12 protein-coding genes, 1 pseudogene and 1 riboswitch are annotated in these 19171 nt (G+C 69.4%); of the genes and pseudogenes, 5 read left to right on the top strand and 8 right to left on the bottom strand.

The features are described 5' to 3' along the window. Positions 1–31 precede the first annotated feature (31 nt). Positions 32–604 carry a TetR/AcrR family transcriptional regulator gene (locus tag RGU41_RS13065; protein WP_322136441.1) on the bottom strand — a complete coding sequence of 191 codons (573 nt, stop codon included), beginning with the start codon at positions 602–604 and terminating at the stop codon, positions 32–34. Positions 605–661: 57 nt separating this feature from the next. Between RGU41_RS13065 and RGU41_RS13060 the strand changes: the two genes are divergently transcribed. After that, the gene (locus RGU41_RS13060) at positions 662–2152 is read left to right on the top strand and encodes an MFS transporter (protein WP_322136440.1); all 1491 of its coding nucleotides are present in this window, start codon (positions 662–664) and stop codon (positions 2150–2152) included. A gap of 166 nt (positions 2153–2318) precedes the next feature. Then, positions 2319–5432, top strand: coding sequence for an alpha-mannosidase (locus RGU41_RS13055; protein WP_322136439.1), 3114 nt, complete (start codon positions 2319–2321; stop codon positions 5430–5432). 100 nt (positions 5433–5532) lie between these two features. Here RGU41_RS13055 and RGU41_RS13050 read toward each other — a convergent pair whose 3' ends face one another. The 7 genes and pseudogenes from RGU41_RS13050 to RGU41_RS13020 form a co-directional block, all read right to left on the bottom strand. Beyond that, complete coding sequence (locus RGU41_RS13050) at positions 5533–8331, bottom strand: ABC transporter transmembrane domain-containing protein (protein WP_416172930.1); 2799 nt, start codon at positions 8329–8331, stop codon at positions 5533–5535. 104 nt (positions 8332–8435) lie between these two features. Beyond that, positions 8436–9803 carry an MFS transporter gene (locus tag RGU41_RS13045; RefSeq protein WP_322136438.1) on the bottom strand — a complete coding sequence of 456 codons (1368 nt, stop codon included), beginning with the start codon at positions 9801–9803 and terminating at the stop codon, positions 8436–8438. 267 nt (positions 9804–10070) lie between these two features. Next, the gene (gene ribH, locus RGU41_RS13040; protein WP_322136437.1) at positions 10071–10550 is read right to left on the bottom strand and encodes a 6,7-dimethyl-8-ribityllumazine synthase; all 480 of its coding nucleotides are present in this window, start codon (positions 10548–10550) and stop codon (positions 10071–10073) included. Next, positions 10547–11809, bottom strand: coding sequence for a GTP cyclohydrolase II (gene ribA / locus RGU41_RS13035; protein WP_322136436.1), 1263 nt, complete (start codon positions 11807–11809; stop codon positions 10547–10549). The genes ribH and ribA overlap by 4 nt, the downstream gene beginning before the upstream one ends. Further along, positions 11806–12437 (bottom strand): annotated as a pseudogene (locus tag RGU41_RS13030) (riboflavin synthase). Before RGU41_RS13030 ends, ribA begins: the two are co-directional and overlap by 4 nt. A gap of 1 nt (position 12438) precedes the next feature. Further along, a complete protein-coding gene (gene ribD / locus RGU41_RS13025; RefSeq protein ID WP_322136435.1) occupies positions 12439–13497 on the bottom strand; it encodes a bifunctional diaminohydroxyphosphoribosylaminopyrimidine deaminase/5-amino-6-(5-phosphoribosylamino)uracil reductase RibD in 1059 nt (352 codons plus the stop codon). 93 nt (positions 13498–13590) lie between these two features. Continuing rightward, positions 13591–13721: riboswitch (FMN riboswitch) on the bottom strand. Positions 13722–13799: 78 nt separating this feature from the next. Then, positions 13800–14771, bottom strand: a complete 972-nt coding sequence (locus RGU41_RS13020) for a sugar-binding transcriptional regulator (protein WP_255454143.1) — start codon at positions 14769–14771, stop codon at positions 13800–13802. Between the two features lie 203 nt (positions 14772–14974). Here RGU41_RS13020 and RGU41_RS13015 point away from each other — a divergent pair, with 203 nt between their 5' ends. From RGU41_RS13015 to glpK, 3 genes are all read left to right on the top strand, one after another. After that, positions 14975–16639: a glycerol-3-phosphate dehydrogenase/oxidase gene (locus RGU41_RS13015; protein WP_322136434.1), complete on the top strand. Its 1665-nt coding sequence runs from the start codon at positions 14975–14977 to the stop codon at positions 16637–16639. Positions 16640–16791: 152 nt separating this feature from the next. Continuing rightward, positions 16792–17556: an MIP/aquaporin family protein gene (locus RGU41_RS13010; protein ID WP_322136433.1), complete on the top strand. Its 765-nt coding sequence runs from the start codon at positions 16792–16794 to the stop codon at positions 17554–17556. Between the two features lie 99 nt (positions 17557–17655). Next, entirely contained in the window at positions 17656–19170 is a 1515-nt protein-coding gene (glpK, locus tag RGU41_RS13005) for a glycerol kinase GlpK (RefSeq protein ID WP_322136432.1), read from the top strand. Position 19171: the final 1 nt, after the last annotated feature.

Raw genomic sequence — 19171 nt, 5'->3', positions numbered from 1 at the left:
CGGCGGCATCCGCTGCCCGGCCCGCCCCGGCTCAGGGGGCGATGAGTTTGCGGGCGGCGGCGACCGCTGCGGCGCGGCGGCGCTCCCGCACGGATGCCTCCGGCGCGCTGCCCGGGGCGGGGAACACCCCGGGGGAGTGCACCCACGACGTCGCGAGCGAGAAGACGAGGGTGACGAGGTCTTCCGGATCCCAGCCGGGGTCGATGTCGCCCCGGGACTGGGCTGCCGCGATCGCGGCCGCCTCCGGGCCGTTGCGCCATTCCGAGGTCGTCGGCAGCAGCGCGGCGGCGCCCTCGAGCCTGGCCCAGTCGAGCATCCGCACGTGCTCGGGGTACTCGACGACGTGGTCGAAGACCCGGCCGACGAAGCCGGGCAGGTCGTCCGTGTCCATAGGGATCGCGGCCATCACGTCGCGCCGGTTGACCTCGAGCACCGCGGTGAACAGGGCGCCCTTGTCGCCGAAGTATGCATAGAGGCGCTCCTTGCTCGCCTTCGCGGCCGTGGCGATGCGGTCGACGCGCGCGCCGGCCAGTCCGTACCGGGCGAACTCGGCCTGGGCTGCATCGAGAATTCGCTCGCGGGTCGCTTCACCGTCACTTCTCATGACTAAGATCATACCTATCCCAACCAACTAGTTCGTTTGAATAGGATTTCTGTCTCGATGAGTTCCCCTGCTCCTGCTCTCTCCGTCTCCTCCCCGCCCCTGCACGATCCCGCAGCTCACCCGCGCCGCTGGTGGCTCCTCGCCGTGCTCGCACTGGCCCAGCTCATGGTCGTGCTCGACGGGACCATCGTCAACATCGCCCTGCCGAAGGCGCAGCTCGCCCTCGGCATGAGCGACGGCGACCGCACCTGGGTCGTCACGATCTACGCCCTCGCCTTCGGCTCGCTGCTGCTGCTCGGCGGCCGCATCGCTGACTACTGGGGCCGCAAGCGCTCCTTCCTCGTCGGGATGGCCGGCTTCGCGCTCGCATCCATGGTCGGCGGCCTCGCAGACACCACCACCCAGCTTCTGATCTCCCGCGGCCTGCAGGGTGCATTCGCCGCCCTGCTCGCCCCGGCCTCTCTCGCGATCCTCACGATCACCTTCCCCGGCGGCAAGGACCGGATCAAGGCCTTCGCCGTCTACGGCGCGATCGGTGGCGGCGGCGCGGCCGTCGGCCTCGTGCTCGGCGGGGTGCTCACCGAGTTCACCAGCTGGAACTGGTGCCTGCTCGTCAACGTGCCGATCGCCCTCGTCGCGATCCTCGCCGCGATCCCGCTGATGCAGGAGAGCCGCGCGCACGGAAATACCCGCTATGACCTGCCCGGCGTGATCCTCATCGTCACAGGCCTCGCCTCACTCGTCTATGGCTTCAGCCAGGCCGAGAACGGCTGGGGGCGGGTCGAGACGATCGGCTTCCTCGCCCTCGGCGTCGTGCTCCTCGTGGCCTTCGTCATCGTCGAGGCCCGGGCGACGAACCCGCTGCTGCCGCTCCGGGTCGTCACCGACCGGGTCCGCGGCGGGGCCTTCCTGGTTTCGCTGCTCACCGGAGCGAGCCTCCTCGGCGGTCTTTTCTTCCTCACCCTGTACTTCCAGATCGTGCTCGGTTACTCGCCGCTGCGTTCCGGGCTCGCCTCGCTCCCGATGACGGCGACCATCATGGTCTGCGCGACCGCGCTCTCCGGCATCCTGCCGAAGGTCGGCGTGCGCCTGCCCCTGACGATCGGCCCGGTCATCGCCGCAGCCGGGCTCGCCTGGTTGTCCTTCGTCACTGTCCAGGACGACTACGTGCTGCGTGTGCTGCCGGGTGTCATCCTGCTCGGCATCGGCCTCGCAGCCATCTTCGTACCGCTGCAGAACGTCGCCCTCGCCGGCATCGACGCGCACGACGCCGGCGTGGCCAGCGCCGCGGTGTCCGCGACCCAGCAGATCGGCGGGTCGATCGGCACCGCCCTGTTCACCGCCCTGTACACGGCCGCGATCTCAAGCTACCTGGCCTCGAACCCGGCGACGCCGACCGTTCAGCTCGACGCCTTCGTGAGCGGGTATTCGGTCGCGTTCCTCTGGGCTGCCGGGCTGATCCTGCTCGCCGCTCCGATCTCGTTCTTCTTGATCAAGCACTCGAAGGCGGACCTGGTCGGTGCCCCCGAGATCGTGCACCTGGGCTGACCGGGTCTGTGTGCCTCGCGCGTGCTCGGCGTCACCTGGACCGCGCGGGGCTCACTCAGGAGATCCGGCGGGATGCGCAGCCGGGGCCGCGGAACAGTGCGGCAGTTCCGACCAACCGGTGCGGATTTCCTGAGTTCGCCCCCGCGGGCGGTCGTAGGATGCTGGCATGGACGACGAGGCCGCACTGATCCAGAAGCGCATCGACCGGTTCCTCCGCGAACGGCTGCGGCCGGCCGTGTACCGCGCGGTCGTGCCGCTGCAGGTCTCGGCCTGGGTGTCGGCGGCTCCGGTGACGGATGCCCCCGCGACCTTCGCCGAGGCCGTGCAGCAGTCCTACGCTCCGTTCGCCCCCGGCGAGGCATGGGGCCGCCCCTGGGCGACGGTCTGGTTCCACGCGACGGGCGTGATCCCCGCGGACTGGGCCGGGCAGCCCGGTACCCGGATCGAGGCCGTCGTCGACCTCGGCTTCACCGACACGACGCCGGGGTTCCAGGCCGAGGGCATCGCCTGGACCGCAGGCGGTGCCGTGATCAAGGGGATCGCGCCGCGCAACCGCTCCCTGCCGCTTGCGCCGCTTGTATCGCGACCGTTGGACGCAACGGGCGCCCCGGCATCCGTCGACTTCTACGTCGAGGCGGCCGCCAACCCCGACGTCACCGCGGGGTTCACGTTCGTGCCGACCCGGAACGGCGACCCGGCCACGGCAGGCACCGAACCGCTCTATCGGCTGCGACAGCTCGACCTCGCGCTCCGCGACGACGAGGTCTGGGAGTTACTGCAGGACGTCCTCGCCCTCGACGGTCTCCGCCGTGCCCTGCCGCACGGGTCGACGCGCGCTGCCGGGATCCTGCGCGCCCTCGAGCGCTGCCTTGACATGCTCGACCCGGATGATGTCTCCGGATCGGCCGCGCGAGGCCGGGCCGTGCTCGCCCCCGCGCTCGCGCAGCCCGCCGCCGCGAGCGCGCACCGGGTGCACGCGGTCGGGCACGCCCACATCGACAGTGCCTGGCTCTGGCCGGTGCGGGAGACCGTGCGCAAGGTCGCCCGCACGTTCTCGAACGTGCTGGCCCTGGCCGGGGAGTATCCGGGATGCACCTTCGCCGCGTCATCCGCCCAGCAGTACGCCTGGCTCAAGGAGTACTACCCCGAGCTGTTCGAGCGGGTGCGCGCCCAGGTCGCCGCGGGTGCTTTCGTGCCTGTCGGGGGGATGTGGGTCGAGTCGGACACGAATATGCCCGGCGGGGAATCCCTGGCCAGGCAGTTCGTCGCCGGCAAACGGTTCTTCCTCGAGGAGTTCGGGATCGAGCCGCTCGAGGTCTGGCTGCCGGACTCGTTCGGCTATTCCGCAGCGCTCCCGCAGATCATCGCGGCGGCGGGGTCGCGCTGGTTCCTCACCCAGAAGTCGTCCTGGAACGAGACGAACCCGATGCCGCACCATTCCTTCCGCTGGGAGGGCATCGACGGCACCCGCATCTTCACGCACTTCCCGCCCGTCGACACCTACAGTTCCGACCTCTCCGGCGCGGATCTCGCCCGTGCGGAGACCCAGTATTCCGAGAAGGGCATGGCTGACACCTCGCTCGTCCCCTTCGGCTGGGGCGACGGCGGGGGCGGCCCGACGGCAGAGATGATCGCCGCCGCCCGCCGGACCGCCTCGCTCGAAGGGTCACCGACGGTCGAGCTCTCCACCCCGCGACGGTTCTTCGAGGCCGCAGAGGCCGAGTACCCGGAGGCGCCGATCTGGTCGGGTGAGCTCTACCTCGAGTTCCACCGCGGTACATACACGTCGCAGGCCCGGACGAAACGCGGCAACCGGCGCAGCGAGCATCTGCTGCGGGAGGCCGAGCTCTGGGCCGCGACCGCGAGCATCCGCACCGGGGCCGCCTACCCGTATGACGCGCTCGAGCGGGCCTGGCAGACCGTGCTGCTCCAGCAGTTCCACGACATCCTGCCCGGTTCCTCGATCGCCTGGGTGCACCAGGAGGCCGAACGCCGCTACGCGGAGGTCGCTCGGGACGTCGGTGCGCTCGTCGCGGCATCCGTGACCGCACTCTGCGGCGCCGGCGACCGAACCGTGGCACTCAACGCGGGTCCATACGCCCTGTCCGGTGTGCCAGCCCTCGGCGCCGGTCCGGGCGCGACGGTCAGAAACGACGCGGGCCTGGCGGATGCCCCCGCGACCGTGGCCCGCACGGTGTCCGGCCTGCTCGTGCTCGCGAACGGCCTCGTCAGCGTCTCGATCGACGCCGACGGACTCCTCACCTCCGTGCGCGACCTCCGCGCCGACCGGGAACTCATCCCGTCCGGCAGCCGCGGCAACCGGCTGCTGCTGCACCGCGACACTCCCACCCAGTGGGACGCCTGGGACATCGACGCCCACTACAAGCGCACGACCGTTCCGCTCGACGACGCCGTGTCCGTCGAGGTCGTCACCGACACGCCCGCCGAGGCCTGCGTGCGGGTGACGCGGGAGTTCGGCGGTTCCCGACTCGTGCAGGACATCACCCTCGCCGCCGGCTCCCCGGCGCTCGACCTCGCCTTGGACGTGGACTGGCACGAACGCCAGAAGCTCCTGAAGATCGAGTTCCCGTTCGACGTGCACGCCGAACGGGCCGCCTCGGAAATCCAGTTCGGGCACGTCTATCGCCCGACGCACGCGAACACCTCCTGGGACACCGCCCGCTTCGAAACCTGCGCGCACCGCTGGGTGCACGTCGGCGAGCCCGGCTACGGGGTGGCGGTGGCCAACGATTCCACCTACGGCCACGACATGACCCGCACGACGGATGCCGCCGGCCGCGCCACGACGACGGTGCGGCTGTCGCTCCTGCGCGCGGCACTCTTCCCGGACCCCGAGGCCGACCAGGGCAGGCACGCCTTCCGGGTCTCGGTGCGACCGGGCGCGAGCATCGCGGACGCGATCACCGAGGGCTACCGGCTCAATCTCCCGCTGCGCACCGTGACCGGTGTCGCGAGCGACAGCATCGAATCGCTCCTCGAGGTCGACAACCCCGCCGTCGTGATCGAGGCGGTCAAACTCGCCGAAGACCGCAGCGGCGACCTGGTCGTGCGCATCTACGAGGCGCACGGGTCCCGGGCGCGTGCCCGGGTCATCCGCCGCTTCGAGGCAGCGGATGCCTACCCGACCGACCTGCTCGAACGCCGGCTGGCAGAACCCGGCCTTCCGCTCGCGCAAGTGGGGCAGCTTCTCGACATCGAGCTTCGGCCGTTCCAGCTCGTCACCCTCCGCTACCCCCGACCGATTCGACGGAGTTCTTAGGGATCTCGGACCGAAACCGGCCTCCCACGTGCCGGAAACGCAAAGACTCCGTCGAATTCATCAGGGGCAGTGCGGGCACCGCGCGCGAGTCCCCGAATGGTTAAACGAGCAGCTGGTGCTTGGCGAGCTCGCGGTAGAGCGGCGTCGACACGACGAGCTCGGAGTGCGTCCCGGTCCCGATCACCTGGCCGTGGTCGAGCACCACGATCTGGTCGGAGTCGACGACGGTCGAGAGCCGGTGCGCGATCACGATGAGCGTGCGGTCGACGGCGACGGCGTCGATCGCGGCCCGCATCAACTGCTCGTTGACCCCGTCGAGGCTCGAGGTCGACTCGTCGAGCAGCAGGATCGGCGGCGCCGCGAGCAGCGCCCGCGCGATCGCGAGCCGCTGGCGCTCCCCGCCGGAGAGCATCACGCCGGATTCCCCGACGGCGGCGCCGAGCCCGGCCGGGTCGCGCTCGAGCACCTCGCCGAGGTTGACCGCGTGGAGTACGGCGATGCACTCCTCGTCGGTCGCATCCGGCGCCGAGAGCACGAGGTTGTCGCGCAGCGAGCCGGCGAGCACGGGGGCGTCCTGCTCGACGTAGCCGATCTGCGACCGCAGCGCCGTGCGATCCAGGGTGCGGATGTCCAGCCCACCCAGTCGGACGACGCCCGCATTCGGGTCGTAGAACCGTTCGATGAGCGCCAGAATGGTGCTCTTCCCGGCGCCGGACGGGCCGACGAGGGCGGTGCGCAGTCCGCGCGGAGCGCTGAACGACACCCCGCGCAGCACGGGCCGCGGCTCGGACCGGTCAGCGCCCGGGCCGGCATCGACGCTGGGCGCACCGGTGTCATCCGCCGACCCGAAAGCCGGGGCTGTGTGCGGACCGTCATCGGGCCCGGCATCGGACGGCGTGCTCGGCGTCGCGGCGGTCGCGGTCGCGGAAGAGCCGGTGGATGCCGTGCCGGCGTCCACAACGGCATCGGTATCCGAGCTCTCAGACGTGGCCGAGGCGGGCGACACGGTCGAAGCGGGCGACGCAGGCGAATCGACCGAGGTCGCCGAAGCGGCTGAGGCGGGCGTATCGGGCGCATCGGGCGAAACGGGCGCGTCGGGCGCGGCAGCGGTGCCCGGGGCGTCGGTCGCGGAGTCGTCCGCGGCGGAAAGGCCGGGCACCTCGGCGTCGGAGGCCTGGTCCGGGGCGGCAAACGCCGTGGCCGCTGCGACCGCGGCGATCGACACGGTGCCTGTGGCCGCCGCATATACCGCTGCGGTCATCGCGGCCGATGCCTCGGCGGCGGCCTCGGCAGAGGCGGCGGCGGTCGCGGCGGCCCTGGCGGACGCGTTCGCCGCGGCCGCGGACTCCGCGGCGAGGGCTGCGGCGGGCCGCGCGGCAGCCATAGTTGCTGCGGCGTGCTCCGCCGCGGCAAGGTGGGCGGCGGCCTGCTCGGCGTGAGCCAGGTCGACGGCCGCCCGGTCGGTCGCGGCGCGGTCGGCAGCGGCGAGATCGGCGTCGACCAGGTCGGGTTCGGCAAGCATCGCCTCGATCACGCCGGGAGCAACGAGGGCCGTCACGAGCGCGTTCGGCATGACGTCCGCGGGGAGACCGGCAGGCGAACCGCCGGAATCGCCGGTACCGGACCCGGTACCAGGCCCGGCACCAGGCCCGCCGTCGCCCGCGGCGTCGGCGGGCGCCGCGGCATCCGCCGTCGGCGCCTGGGTCGCATACCCGAAGAACACGTTCTCGAAGGAGATCGCGGGGGCGTCCGGGCGGACCGATTCGTTGGCGGCGCCGACGGTGATCGCGAGCGGGAACAGGTCGCGGTCGAACTGGTCCTCTGCGGGCAGGTCGATGATCTCCTGGATGCGGCCGAGGGCGCCGAGCGCCGAGTTGACCGAGGTGATCGCGCCGAAGGCCTGGCCGAGCGGCAGGATCATCAGGAACAGGAAGAGGATGAACGCGATCAGGTTCGCGACCGTGATCTGGCCGCTCGCGACCCGGAAGCCGCCGACGCCGAGCACGACGAGGAAGGACACCTGCATCGCGATGCCGGCGATCGGCACGACGAGGGCCGAGATCTTCGCGACCTGCAGCCCCATCTGGTACGCGCCGGTCGCGTCGGCGTCGACGGCCGCGATCTCGCGGTCCGTCGCGTTCGAGGCGCGCACGGTGCGGATCGAGCTGATCGCCCGCTCGACGCTCGCGGCGAGGGCGCCGACCTTCTCCTGGGCCATGCGGCTCGCGACGCGGATCCGCTGCGACAGCAGCGTGACCGTGACGACGGATGCCGCGATCACGAGCACGGTCAGCCCGAGCAGAACCGGGTCGATCACGAGCATCGCGATCAGCGCGCCGAGGAAGGTGAGCGAACCGCCGATCGCCTCGACGAGTCCCTGGGTGAGCACGGCGCGCAGCAGGGTCGTGTCAGAGCCGACCCGGGAGACGAGGTCTCCGGTGCGGCGGGTGTCGAACTCGCTGATCGGGAGGCGCAGCATCCGCCCGATGAGCTTGCGCCGGCTCGAGAGCACGACGCCTTCACCGGTGCGCTGCAGCAGGTAGTGCTGGTATCCGCTGATCAGGCCGGACACCACGACGAGCGCGACGAGCCCCCAGACGAGTGCGCCGAGCGGCTGGTTCTGCTGCACGACGGTGATGACCTGGCTGACCAGCAGCGGCTGGGCGAGGCTCGCGAGCGCCCCGAGGATGCTCAGCAGGACGACGACACTGAGCACCTTCTTGTGCTCGAGAAGGTAGGGGAGCAGCTGGCCGAAGGTGGCGCGGGGGCCGGTCGCGGCATCCGCCCGACGCCCGAGACGCCCGAGGCGGCTGCGCGGCTTCGGTGCCGCGGCCGGTGCGGGCCCGGTGGATGCTGCGGTTTCGGCGGGCGTGCTGGCGTCACTGATCGGGGTACTCACCAATCGAGCTTAACCTCAAACCCCGCCCGTGACCCGTCCCTTTCCGGTCGAGAGCGACCCGCGCAACGGGCACTCTCGACCGGAAAGGCCACGGAGGGGTCGCGCTACGCCTCGATGTCGACGTCCTTGGTCTCGCGGCTGAGCAGGAGGGCGACCAGGGTGATGACCGCCATCACGGAGAGGTACACGCCGACCCAGAACGGGCTGCCGCCGCCGAGCGTCCAGAGCCAGACGGCGATGAACGGGGCGACCGCCGCACCGAGGATCGAGCTCATGTTGTACGCGAACGCGGAACCTGTGTACCGCACCGCTGTCGGGAACAGTTCGGGCAGGAGGGCGCCCATCGGCCCGAACGTCATGCCCATCAGGGTGAAGCCGAGGATCAGGAAGATCATCACGCCGAGGAACCCGGCGCCGAGCAGCGGCACGAAGAGCAGTCCGAAGACGATGATCGCGAGGGTGACCCAGATCAGGGTGCGGCGGCGGCCGAAGCGGTCGGCCCAGGGCCCGGAGGCGAGGGTGAACACGCCGAAGAACAGCACGCCGGCGATCATCATCAGCACGAAGGTCGTGTAGCTGTAGCCGAGGCCCGCGACGGGAGCGGTCGTCGCCGCGCGGCCGTAGCTCAGGCTGAACGTCGTCATCAGGTAGAACAGCACGTAGGTCGCGAGCATGATGAAGGTGCCGAGGATCAGTTCGCGCCAGTTGGACTTGAACACCGCGGCGAGCGGGAGCTTGTGCACCCGGTTCGTGCGCGTGGCCTTCGTGAAGGCGTCGCTTTCGACGAGGCGCAGCCGCACCCACAGGCCGATGATGACCATCACCGCGGAGAACAGGAACGGCACCCGCCAGGCCCACTCGAGGAACGCGGTGGACGGCCGGGTCGGGTCGTCGCTCGGCAGCAGCGTGGCGATCAGCAGGAACAGGCCGTTCGCGATGATGAAGCCGATCGGCGCGCCGACCTGCGGGAAGGTTCCGTACCAGGCGCGTTTGCCCTTCGGAGCGTTCTCCGTCGCCACGAGGGCGGCACCGCTCCACTCTCCGCCGAGCGCGAAGCCCTGGGCGAGGCGCAGCACGACGAGCAGCAGCGGGGCGAACCAGCCGACCTGGGCGTACGTCGGGAGCACCCCGATCAGGAAGGTCGCGATGCCCATCGTGAGCAGCGCTCCGACGAGGGTCGCCTTGCGGCCGACCTTGTCGCCGAAGTGCCCGAAGACGAGGGCGCCGACGGGACGGGCGACCATGGCCGCGCCGAAGACCGCGAAGGAGGCGAGCAGCGCCGTGGTCTCATTGCCGGTCGGGAAGAAGAGGTGCGGGAAGACGAGAACCGCCGCGGTCGCGTAGACGTAGAAGTCGTAGAACTCGATCGTGGTGCCGATGAGGCTCGCGAGCACGACGCGGCTGCGGGGGTTGGTGGGCGCCTGCGGCTCGGGGGTTGCGGCTGACGGATGCGACAGTGTGGATGAGGACATGGAAGAGAGTCATTCCGTGGTGAGGGGGCGTGATCGGGCGTGTCGACCCGTGCGGGAGCGCCGGCGTCGATCAGGCGTCGTGCCCGCGCGGGGGTTGCCCGGAGGGAGGTGTCCGCTTGTGGCGGTCACTCTGCACCATACGTCCGTGACTCGTCGGACTCAAATCCTGAGGCGAACCGTCGCCCAATCGGGACTTTCCGTTTCCGGGGCCGAGGGTGCGAGCGGATGCCCCTGCCGGCATCCGCTCCCAGTGACCGATCTCGGGTATTACGAATTCGGCATACGGAGGGCGCGCAGCACCTGGGCGGTGTTGATCGCAGCGGATGCCGCTTCCTCGCCCTTGTCCTCCTTCGAACCGGGCAGGCCGGCCCTGTCGAGGCCCTGCTGCTCGTCGTCGAGGGTGAGCACGCCGAAGCCGACCGGCTTTCCGGTGTCGAGGGCGACCCGGGTGAGGCCGTCCGTTGCGGCAGCGGACACGTACTCGAAGTGCGGGGTGCCGCCGCGGATGATCACGCCGAGCGCGACGACGGCATCCGCCCCATTCTCGAGGGCGACCTTCGCGGCGACCGGCAACTCGAAGCTGCCCGGCACGCGCACGAGCGAGAACGTGGCGCCGGATGCCTCGAGCACCCGGGTGGCGCCGGCGATCAGCCCATCGGTGATGACGTCGTGCCAGCGGCCGGCGATGATGACGATGGTGAGGCCCGTGCCGTCGACGACGACCGTGGGCGAGCCTGCTCCACTCATAGTGCGAGTCCTTTCAAGATGTCCCGGTCGGCCAGGTGGTGGCCCATGCGTTCGCGTTTCACGGCGAGGTATTCCTGGTTGTCGATGCCCACGCCGACGATGAGCGGAACGCGTTCGACGACCGTGACCCCGTGCTCTTCGAGCTGGCGGAGCTTCTCGGGGTTGTTGGTGAGCAGGCGCACCGAGGAGATGCCCATCTGGTCGAGGATGGCGCTCGCGGCGCCGTAGTCTCGGGCGTCGGCGGGCAGGCCGAGCGCGAGGTTCGCGTCGATCGTGTCGAGGCCCTGTTCCTGGAGCTTGTATGCCCGCAGCTTGTTGATCAGGCCGATGCCGCGACCCTCCTGGCCGCGCAGGTAGATCACGATGCCGCCCTCGGCCTGGATGGTTTCGAGAGCCGCGTCGAGCTGCGGTCCGCACTCGCACTTGAGCGAACCGAAGGCCTCCCCGGTGAGGCACTCGGAGTGCACCCGCACGAGGGCGCCGTCCCTGGGCGTCCCCGAGACGAGGGCGACGTGGTCCGCTCCGGTCATCCGGTCGCGGTATGCCCGGATCTGGAAGTCGCCGTGCCGGGTCGGCACGGTCGTCTCGACCTCGAAGTCGACGCGCGGGGATTCCCGGATGGCGTGCGCGGTCGGCAGCTCGGAGTCCGCGTGGAACTCGTCGAGGTAGGCGATCAGGTCGGCGATCGTGATCACGAGCACACCCTCGCGTTCGCCGAGCTCGAGGAGGCCGGGCAGGCGCATCATCTCGCCGTCCTCTGCGACGATCTCGGAGATTCCGGCGACGGGGGCGAGCCCGGCGAGTTTCATCAGGTCGACGGCAGCCTCGGTGTGGCCGTCGCGTTCGCGCACGCCGCCGTCCTTCGCGCGCAGCGGCATGATGTGGCCCGGCCGGTGCAGGCTCGAGGGGGTGGATGCCGGGTCGGCGAGCACGCGCAGGGTGTGGGCGCGGTCCGCGGCGCTGATGCCGGTGCTCAGCCGGTCGGCGGCGTCGACGGAGATCGTGTAGTTCGTGCCGCGGGGGTCTTCGTTGTTCGGCACCATGATCGGCAGGTTGAGCTTGTCGGCGAGCTCATTGGTCATCGGCGCGCAGATGAACCCCGAGGAGTAGCGCACGGTCCACGCGAGCCATTCCTGGGTGGCCATCTGCCCCGAGATGATCACGTCACCCTCGTTCTCCCTGCCTTCGTCGTCGGCGACGATGACCGGCTTGCCGAGACGCAGTTCCGCGAGCGCGCTGGGGATGTCTGCGAGGCTCATGAGTGACTCCTTCGTGATCCTGCGTCCGCGAGGGCGAGCATGCGCTCGACGTGGCGGGCCAGGATATCGGTTTCGATGTTGACGTGCTCTCCGACCGTTCGTTTTCCGAGCGTGGTGGCCGTGAGGGTTTCGGGGATGAGGGAGACTTCAAACCACTGCTCGGGTTCGGTCGCCGGGCTGATCGTGCTGACCGTGAGGGAGACCCCGTCGACGGCGATCGAGCCCTTGTTCGTCACGAGGGGCGCGAGTTCGGGGAGAGGCTGAACCGCAGCACCCGCCAGGCGTCGCCAGGGGTGACCGCGAGCAGCTCGCTCGTGCCGTCGATGTGGCCCTGCACGATGTGCCCGCCGAGGCGCCCGCCGACGAGGGCGGCGCGCTCGAGGTTGACCGGTGTTCCCGGCCCCGCCTCGGCGAGGGTCGACATGCGCAGGGTCTGCGCCATCACGTCGGCGGTGAACGTTTCCGGCGTGCGCTCGACGGCGGTCAGGCAGACGCCGTTGACGGAGATCGAGTCGCCGATCGCGGCCCCGGACACGGCGAGAGGCCCGCGGACGGTCAGGCGCACCGCATCCGTGCCCTGTTCGACCCGGTCGACGGTGCCGAGTTCCTCGATGATTCCGGTGAACATGTCAGATCCTTGTCTCTGTGTGTGCGGTTTCCGCGTGCGGGAAGTCCAGGGGCCGGGCGATCACGAGCAGGTCCTCGCCGAGGCGCTCGATGCCCTCGACCGTGAGCCGGCGTTGCTGGTCGATCCCGGTCACGCCGATGTCGCCGAGGGCGAGCCGGCCGCCGCCGAGCAGGGTCGGAGCGAGGTAGACGAGGTACTCGTCGACAAGCCCGGCCTCGACGAAGGCGCTCGCGAGTCCCGGTCCGCCCTCGATGAATGCGCTGCGGATGCCGCGGGTGTGCAGGTCCTGGAGGATTCGGTTCAGGTCGGGGCCGGGGTAGAACAGCGGCGGATGCGGGTGCTGCCGGATCGCGGCATCCGCAGGCACCGCGCGGGTGCCGATCACCACGGGGATCGGCTGGTTGGGGAGCAGGCTTCCGTCGGCGGCACGGGCCGTGAGGGCCGGGTCGTCCGCGAGCACGGTGCCGGTGCCGACGAGGATCGCGCCTGCGGCCGTGCGCCGCCGGTGCACGTCGAGGCGGGCATCCGGGCCGGTGATCCAGCGGCTCGAGCCGTCGGCCGCGGCGGTCCGGCCGTCGAGGCTCGAGGCCCACTTGAGCGTCACGAACGGGCGGCCGAGCCGCGCGGCGACGAGCCAGTCGGCGAGGAAGGCTTCTCCCTCGTCGGCGAGCACCCCGCCGACGACTTCGACGTCGGCGGCGCGGAGTCGCTCTGCGCCGCCGGACGACGCGCGGCCGGGATCGGAGACGGCGAAGACGACCCGGCTCACGCCCGCTTCGATCAGGGCGACGGCGCAGGGGCCGGTGCGGCCGGTGTGGTTGCACGGTTCGAGGGTGACGATGACGGTCGCGCCGCGGGCGGCTCCGGCCGGGAGGTGCGACAGGGCGTCGACCTCGGCGTGGGCAGTGCCGGCGCCGCGGTGCCAGCCTTCTGCCAGGACGACGCCGTCCGGGTCGACGATGACGCAGCCGACCCGCGGATTCAGTCCGGTGGCCGGGCCGTTGGCGGCGAGGGAGAGGGCGCGCCGCATGAGCCTGTCACGCTCGGTGTCCTGGATCATTCCCGCCCCATTCGTTTCTGCAACGAACTCCGGGGGTGGACTGTGGGTACGCGTACGCCACAATCCTTCGGCGGGCCCCGAAGGTCCAACCGAATCGTGCGCCTCTCATCCGGACTTTAACCGTCGGTGCTGGAATTTCACCAGCTCAACCGTTTCGCCCTGGGGCGGAACGGGTCGCGGACTTTCACCGCCGGTTCGGATTTACACCGACCCCGGAGCACGTTTCTTGCTTCTAGTTATAGCCCAACGCCACCACTCCCGGATAATTCCCTCCCGGCCCTGTGCAGGATTTGGACGTTTTCTTACGACCCGACCAGGGCGCGGGCGGTGCCCTCGTCGATGAACAGGTCGGTGATGAGGCCGGCGGCCAGCGCGCCGCGCAGGCTGTCCACCTTGGAGGTGCCTGCGACAACGCAGATGCGCCGCGGGGTGCGCCGCAACACCGACAGTTCCGGTCCGGTCCCGCGGTCGTTGAGCGGGATGCCGTCTGTCGAACCGTCCGCGCGGTAGAAGACGGTCGCAACGTCGCCGACGACCCCGGCGTCGCTGAGCGCCGTGAACTCCTCGTCGTCGAGGTAGCCGCCGACATACACGTGGCTGGGAACCATGGAGAAGGGCGATCCCACGCTGAAGAGGGCGACATCCATGTTGCCCTGCATTTCCAGCAACCGGCGCAGTCCGCGTTCACGCCAATAGGCCGTGCGTGTGGCCGGATCGTCGAAGAAGGTGGGAACCGGGAACTGCTCCAGGCGGGCGTCGAACGCGTTGCTGAATCGTCGCAGGATCTCATTGGCGTAGTCGAGGCCCGTGCTGCGGGTGTTTCCGGCGCCGTTCAACTGCACGATCTGCGCGTTGTGGGTGCGCTTCGGCGTCAGGTGGCGGCTGACGGCATTCATCGTGGAGCCCCAGGCGATGCCCATGATCATGTTCGAGTCGAAGAATTCGCCGAGAATCCGTGCAACGGACAGGGCAACTCGCTCCAGCCTGTCGACGTCGCTGGCATAGTCGGGCACCGGCAGAACGTGCGCGGTGACCTGGAACCGGTCCAGGATCAGCTTCTCGACCCGGCTGGGAGCATCGAGTGGAGAGCGGATCTGGATGTCGACCAGACCGCTGGCCCTGGCCTGGCTGAGCAGGCGGGACACCGACGAACGGGAGGTGTGCAGCTCCTGCGCGATGGCCTCCATCGTGAGGTCCTGCACGTAATACAGTTGCGCCGCGGTGAGGGCGTCCGAGGTGCGGTCGGACAGGGGCGGATCATTCGGGTGGATCACGGCGACTCCTTGCACATATGTTCACGGCTCTTGACCGTTTGTGTAGAACTTAGCAGGGTAGGAGAAGTCTCCCGTCCCGCATAGTTTCCCAGCCGCAAAGAAGTGAGCGAATCAGTGCCGTCAACTCCCGATCAGTCATCCTCCGCCCGTCCGCTGTCCGGAGCCGCCGCCCAGGCCGCCCTGCAGGAACTCCCCGGGCCCAGGTGCTCATCATCGGAGCCGGGATCAACGGCATCGCGACCTTCCGTGACCTGGCGATGCAGGGCATCGACGTCGCGATCGTCGACAAGGGCGACTACGTCTCCGGCGCCTCGTCGGCCTCCTCCCACATGATCCACGGTGGTGTGCGCTACCTCGAGAACGGGGAATTCCGCCTGGTCAAGGAGTCGGTCGAGGAACGCAACAGCCTGCTGAAGATCGCACCGCACTACGTCAAGCCCCTCAAAACGACCATCCCGATCTACTCCACCTTCTCCGGCGTGATGTCCGCACCGATGCGCTTCCTCACTCACCGCCAGGCTGCGGCCCAGGAACGTGGCGCCCTGCTGATCAAGATCGGCATGATGCTCTACGACTCCTTCTCCCGCGACGGCGGCACGGTGCCCCGCCACGAGTTCCTCGGCAGGAAGGCCTCGCTCAGACTGCTGCCGCGCCTCAACCCGGGCCTGAAGTACACCGCCACGTACTACGACGCCTCCATGCACGACCCTGAGCGCCTAGCGCTCGACGTGCTGGCCGACGGCCTGGCCGCCGGCGCGCACGCGCGCAGCGCCAACTACATCGAGGCCATCGGCATGGATGCCGCGGGCGTGCGTCTCCGGAACACGGTCACCGGCGCCGAATTCAGTTTCGAGGCTGACATCGTCGTCAACACGTCCGGGCCCTGGACCGACCTGACAAACACGGCCCTCGGTCAGACCAGTACGTTCATGGGCGGCACCAAGGGGTCGCACATCGTGCTCGACAACCCGGAGCTTCTCGCGGCAACGGGTGGCCGCGAAATCTTCTTCGAGCACAAGGACGGCCGCATCGTGCTGATCTACCCGCTAGCGGGTCGGGTGCTGGTCGGCACCACCGACCTCGAACACGACATGACCCAGCCCGCGCTCTGCACCGAGGGCGAGGTCGACTACTTCTTCGATCTCGTCAAGCACGTCTTCCCGGATGTGGCCGTCAACCGCTCAGAGATCGTCTTCCGGTTCGCCGGTGTGCGCCCGCTGCCCCGGCACGACGACGAGGCGCCGGGGTTCGTCTCCCGCGACTACCGCATCGAGTCCCGTCCACTCGGTGCCCGACCGGGCACCCTGCTCAGCCTCGTCGGCGGCAAGTGGACGACGTTCCGGGCCCTCGCCGAGCACCTGAGCGGTGACATCCTCGCCCTGCTCGGCCGCACCCGGGTCGTGTCGACGGCCGGCCTCCCCATCGGCGGCGGCCGCAACTTCCCGGCGACGGATGCCGCGCACCGGGTCTGGATCGCCGCGAACGGCGACGAGGTCGGCGCCTCGAGGGCCGACGAGCTGCTGACCCGCTACGGCACCCGCGCGGTCGACGTGATCGACTTCATCACCGCGGAACCAGACGCAGTGCTCCAACACCACGCCGACTACTCCCGTCGCGAGATTGAGTTCCTCGCGGCCACAGAATCCGTGGTGCACCTGACCGACCTCGTGCTGCGACGAACGAGCATGGCCTTCCGTGGTGAGCTCAGCCTGGCGCTGCTCGAAGAACTCGCCGGAGTCCTCGCTCCCGTCCTCGGCTGGGATTCCGCGCGCGGGGCAGCCGAACTCGACCTCGCCGTCGACGTGCTGCGCGACCGGCATGGTGTCGACCTCACCACGGTCGACGCGGCATCCGCTTCACGCGCGTAGGCGACGATCTGCACAAACGTGCACGGTGGAATGCACCATTGGCCGCGCAGAGCCGATAGGTTTCTCGAGATTCGTTTTGCAGCCATAACCGGCCCAAACACTGTCTCATCTCCAGCGTCAACAATTCGGCTTCACTGAACAAGGGTGTCAATGTGGACAATCTCGGTATCGTTTTCCTCTCGGAGCTGGTGGGCACGGCCCTGCTCGTCCTCCTCGGCTGCGGCGTGGTGGCCAACGTGGCCCTCGCCAAGAACAAGGGGTTCGGCGGCGGCTTCCTGATGGTGACGATCGGGTGGGGCCTCGCGGTCTTCTCCGGCGTCATCGTCTCCTACAACTCCGGCGCTCACCTCAACCCCGCCGTCACCCTCGGCCTCGTCGCATCGGGTGCGACGGAATTCGGCTCCGGCGTTCCGGTCAACGTCGTGTCGGTGCTCACGTACATCGGCGCGCAGATGCTCGGCGCCATCATCGGCGCTGTCTTCTGCTGGCTCGCGTACAAGCAGCACTTCGACCAGGAACCGAACCCGGCGAACAAGCTCGGCGTCTTCTCGACCGGTCCGGCCATCCGCTCCTACGGCTGGAACCTCGTCACCGAGATCATCGGCACCTTCGTGCTGGTGTTCGTGATCATCGCCTTCGGCGGCGGTCGACAGGGCGTCAACGGCGGGCTGGCCGCGCTCGGCCCTCTTCCGGTGGCCCTGCTCGTGATCGTGATCGGCACTTCGCTCGGTGGGCCGACCGGGTACGCGATCAACCCGGCCCGTGACCTTGGTCCGCGCATCGCGCACTTCATCCTGCCGATCAAGGGCAAGGGCTCCTCGGACTGGTCGTACTCCTGGGTGCCGGTCGTCGGCCCCGTCATCGGCGGCGTCCTGGCGGGCCTCGTTTCGACCGCGCTCCTGCCGATCCTGGCCTGACGCGGTATCCGCTAGGGCACCGGCTTCGACTGGTTGTTCCCACGCAGCTCTCACCTCCCCCGCTTAACCTGACACACACGAATAACAAAGGAGTTATCAATGGCTGACTACGTCATCGCGATCGACCAGGGTACGACCAGCACCCGGGCGATCATCTTCGACAAGGCCGGTTCGATCGTCTCGAACGGCCAGCTCGAGCACGAGCAGATCTTCCCCCGCGCCGGCTGGGTCGAGCACGACCCGATGGAGATCTGGAACAACACCCGTGAGGTCATCGGGCAGGCGCTGTCCAAGGCGAACCTGACCCGGCACGACATCGCCGCCGTCGGCATCACCAACCAGCGTGAGACCGCCGTGGTCTGGGACCGCACCACCGGGCTCCCGATCTATAACGCGATCGTCTGGCAGGACACCCGCACCCAGCCCATCGTCGATCGCCTCGCCGCCGACGGGGGCGTCGAGCGCTTCAAGAAGCAGGTCGGCCTGCCGCTCGCCACGTACTTCTCGGGCACGAAGATCGTCTGGATCCTCGAGAACGTCGAAGGCGCCAGGGCCAAGGCGGATGCCGGCGAGCTGATGTTCGGCACGACCGACTCCTGGGTGCTCTGGAACCTCACCGGCGGCCTCGAGGGCGGCGTGCACGCGACCGACGTCACCAACGCGAGCCGCACGCTGTTCATGGACCTCGAGACCCTGCAGTGGGACGACGGCATCCTCGCCGCCTTCGACGTGCCCCGGTCGATGCTGCCCGAGATCCGGTCCTCCTCCGAGGTCTACGGGATCGCGAGCGGCCACAGCCTGCTGCGGGAGACCCCGATTTCGGGCATCCTCGGCGACCAGCAGGCCGCGACGTTCGGCCAGGCCGCGTTCGACCAGGGCGAGGCCAAGAACACCTACGGCACCGGCTGCTTCCTGATCTTCAACACCGGCACCGAGATCGTGCACTCCCAGAACGGGCTGCTCACGACCGTGGGCTACAAGCTCGGCGACGGCGAGACGCACTACGCGCTCGAGGGCTCGATCGCCGTCACCGGCGCGCTCGTGCAGTGGCTGCGCGACAACCTCGGCATCATCGGTTCGGCCTCAGAGATCGAGGCGCTCGCCCTGTCTGTGAAGGACAACGGCGGCGCCTACTTCGTACCGGCGTTCTCCGGCCTGTTCGCGCCGTACTGGCGTGCCGATGCCCGTGGTGCACTCGTTGGACTGACCCGCTTCGTCAACAAGGGCCACATCGCCCGGGCAGCACTCGAGGCGATCGCGTACCAGGTCGCGCAGGTGATCGACGCGGTCAACGCCGACTCCGGGGTTCCGCTCACCGAGCTCAAGGTCGACGGCGGCGCTGTGGCCAACAACTTTTTAATGCAGTTCCAGGCCGACATTCTCGGCGTGTCCGTGGTGCGCCCGGTGGTCGCCGAGACGACCGCCCTGGGCGCCGCGTATGCGGCCGGCCTCGCGGTCGGCTTCTGGAACGACCTCGACGAGCTCCGCGCGAACTGGCAGGAGGACGCCCGCTGGGAGCCCCAGCTCGACGTCGCCGAGCGTGACCGCCTGCTGCGCAACTGGAAGAAGGCCGTCACCAAGTCCCTCGACTGGGTGGACGAGGACGTCCTCTAGC

The sequence above is a fragment of the Cryobacterium sp. 10C3 genome (genome assembly GCF_034314285.1).
Taxonomy (GTDB): domain Bacteria; phylum Actinomycetota; class Actinomycetes; order Actinomycetales; family Microbacteriaceae; genus Cryobacterium; species Cryobacterium glucosi.
Note: the sequence above shows the minus strand (reverse complement) of the source record. Positions and strands in the feature narration are given on the sequence as shown.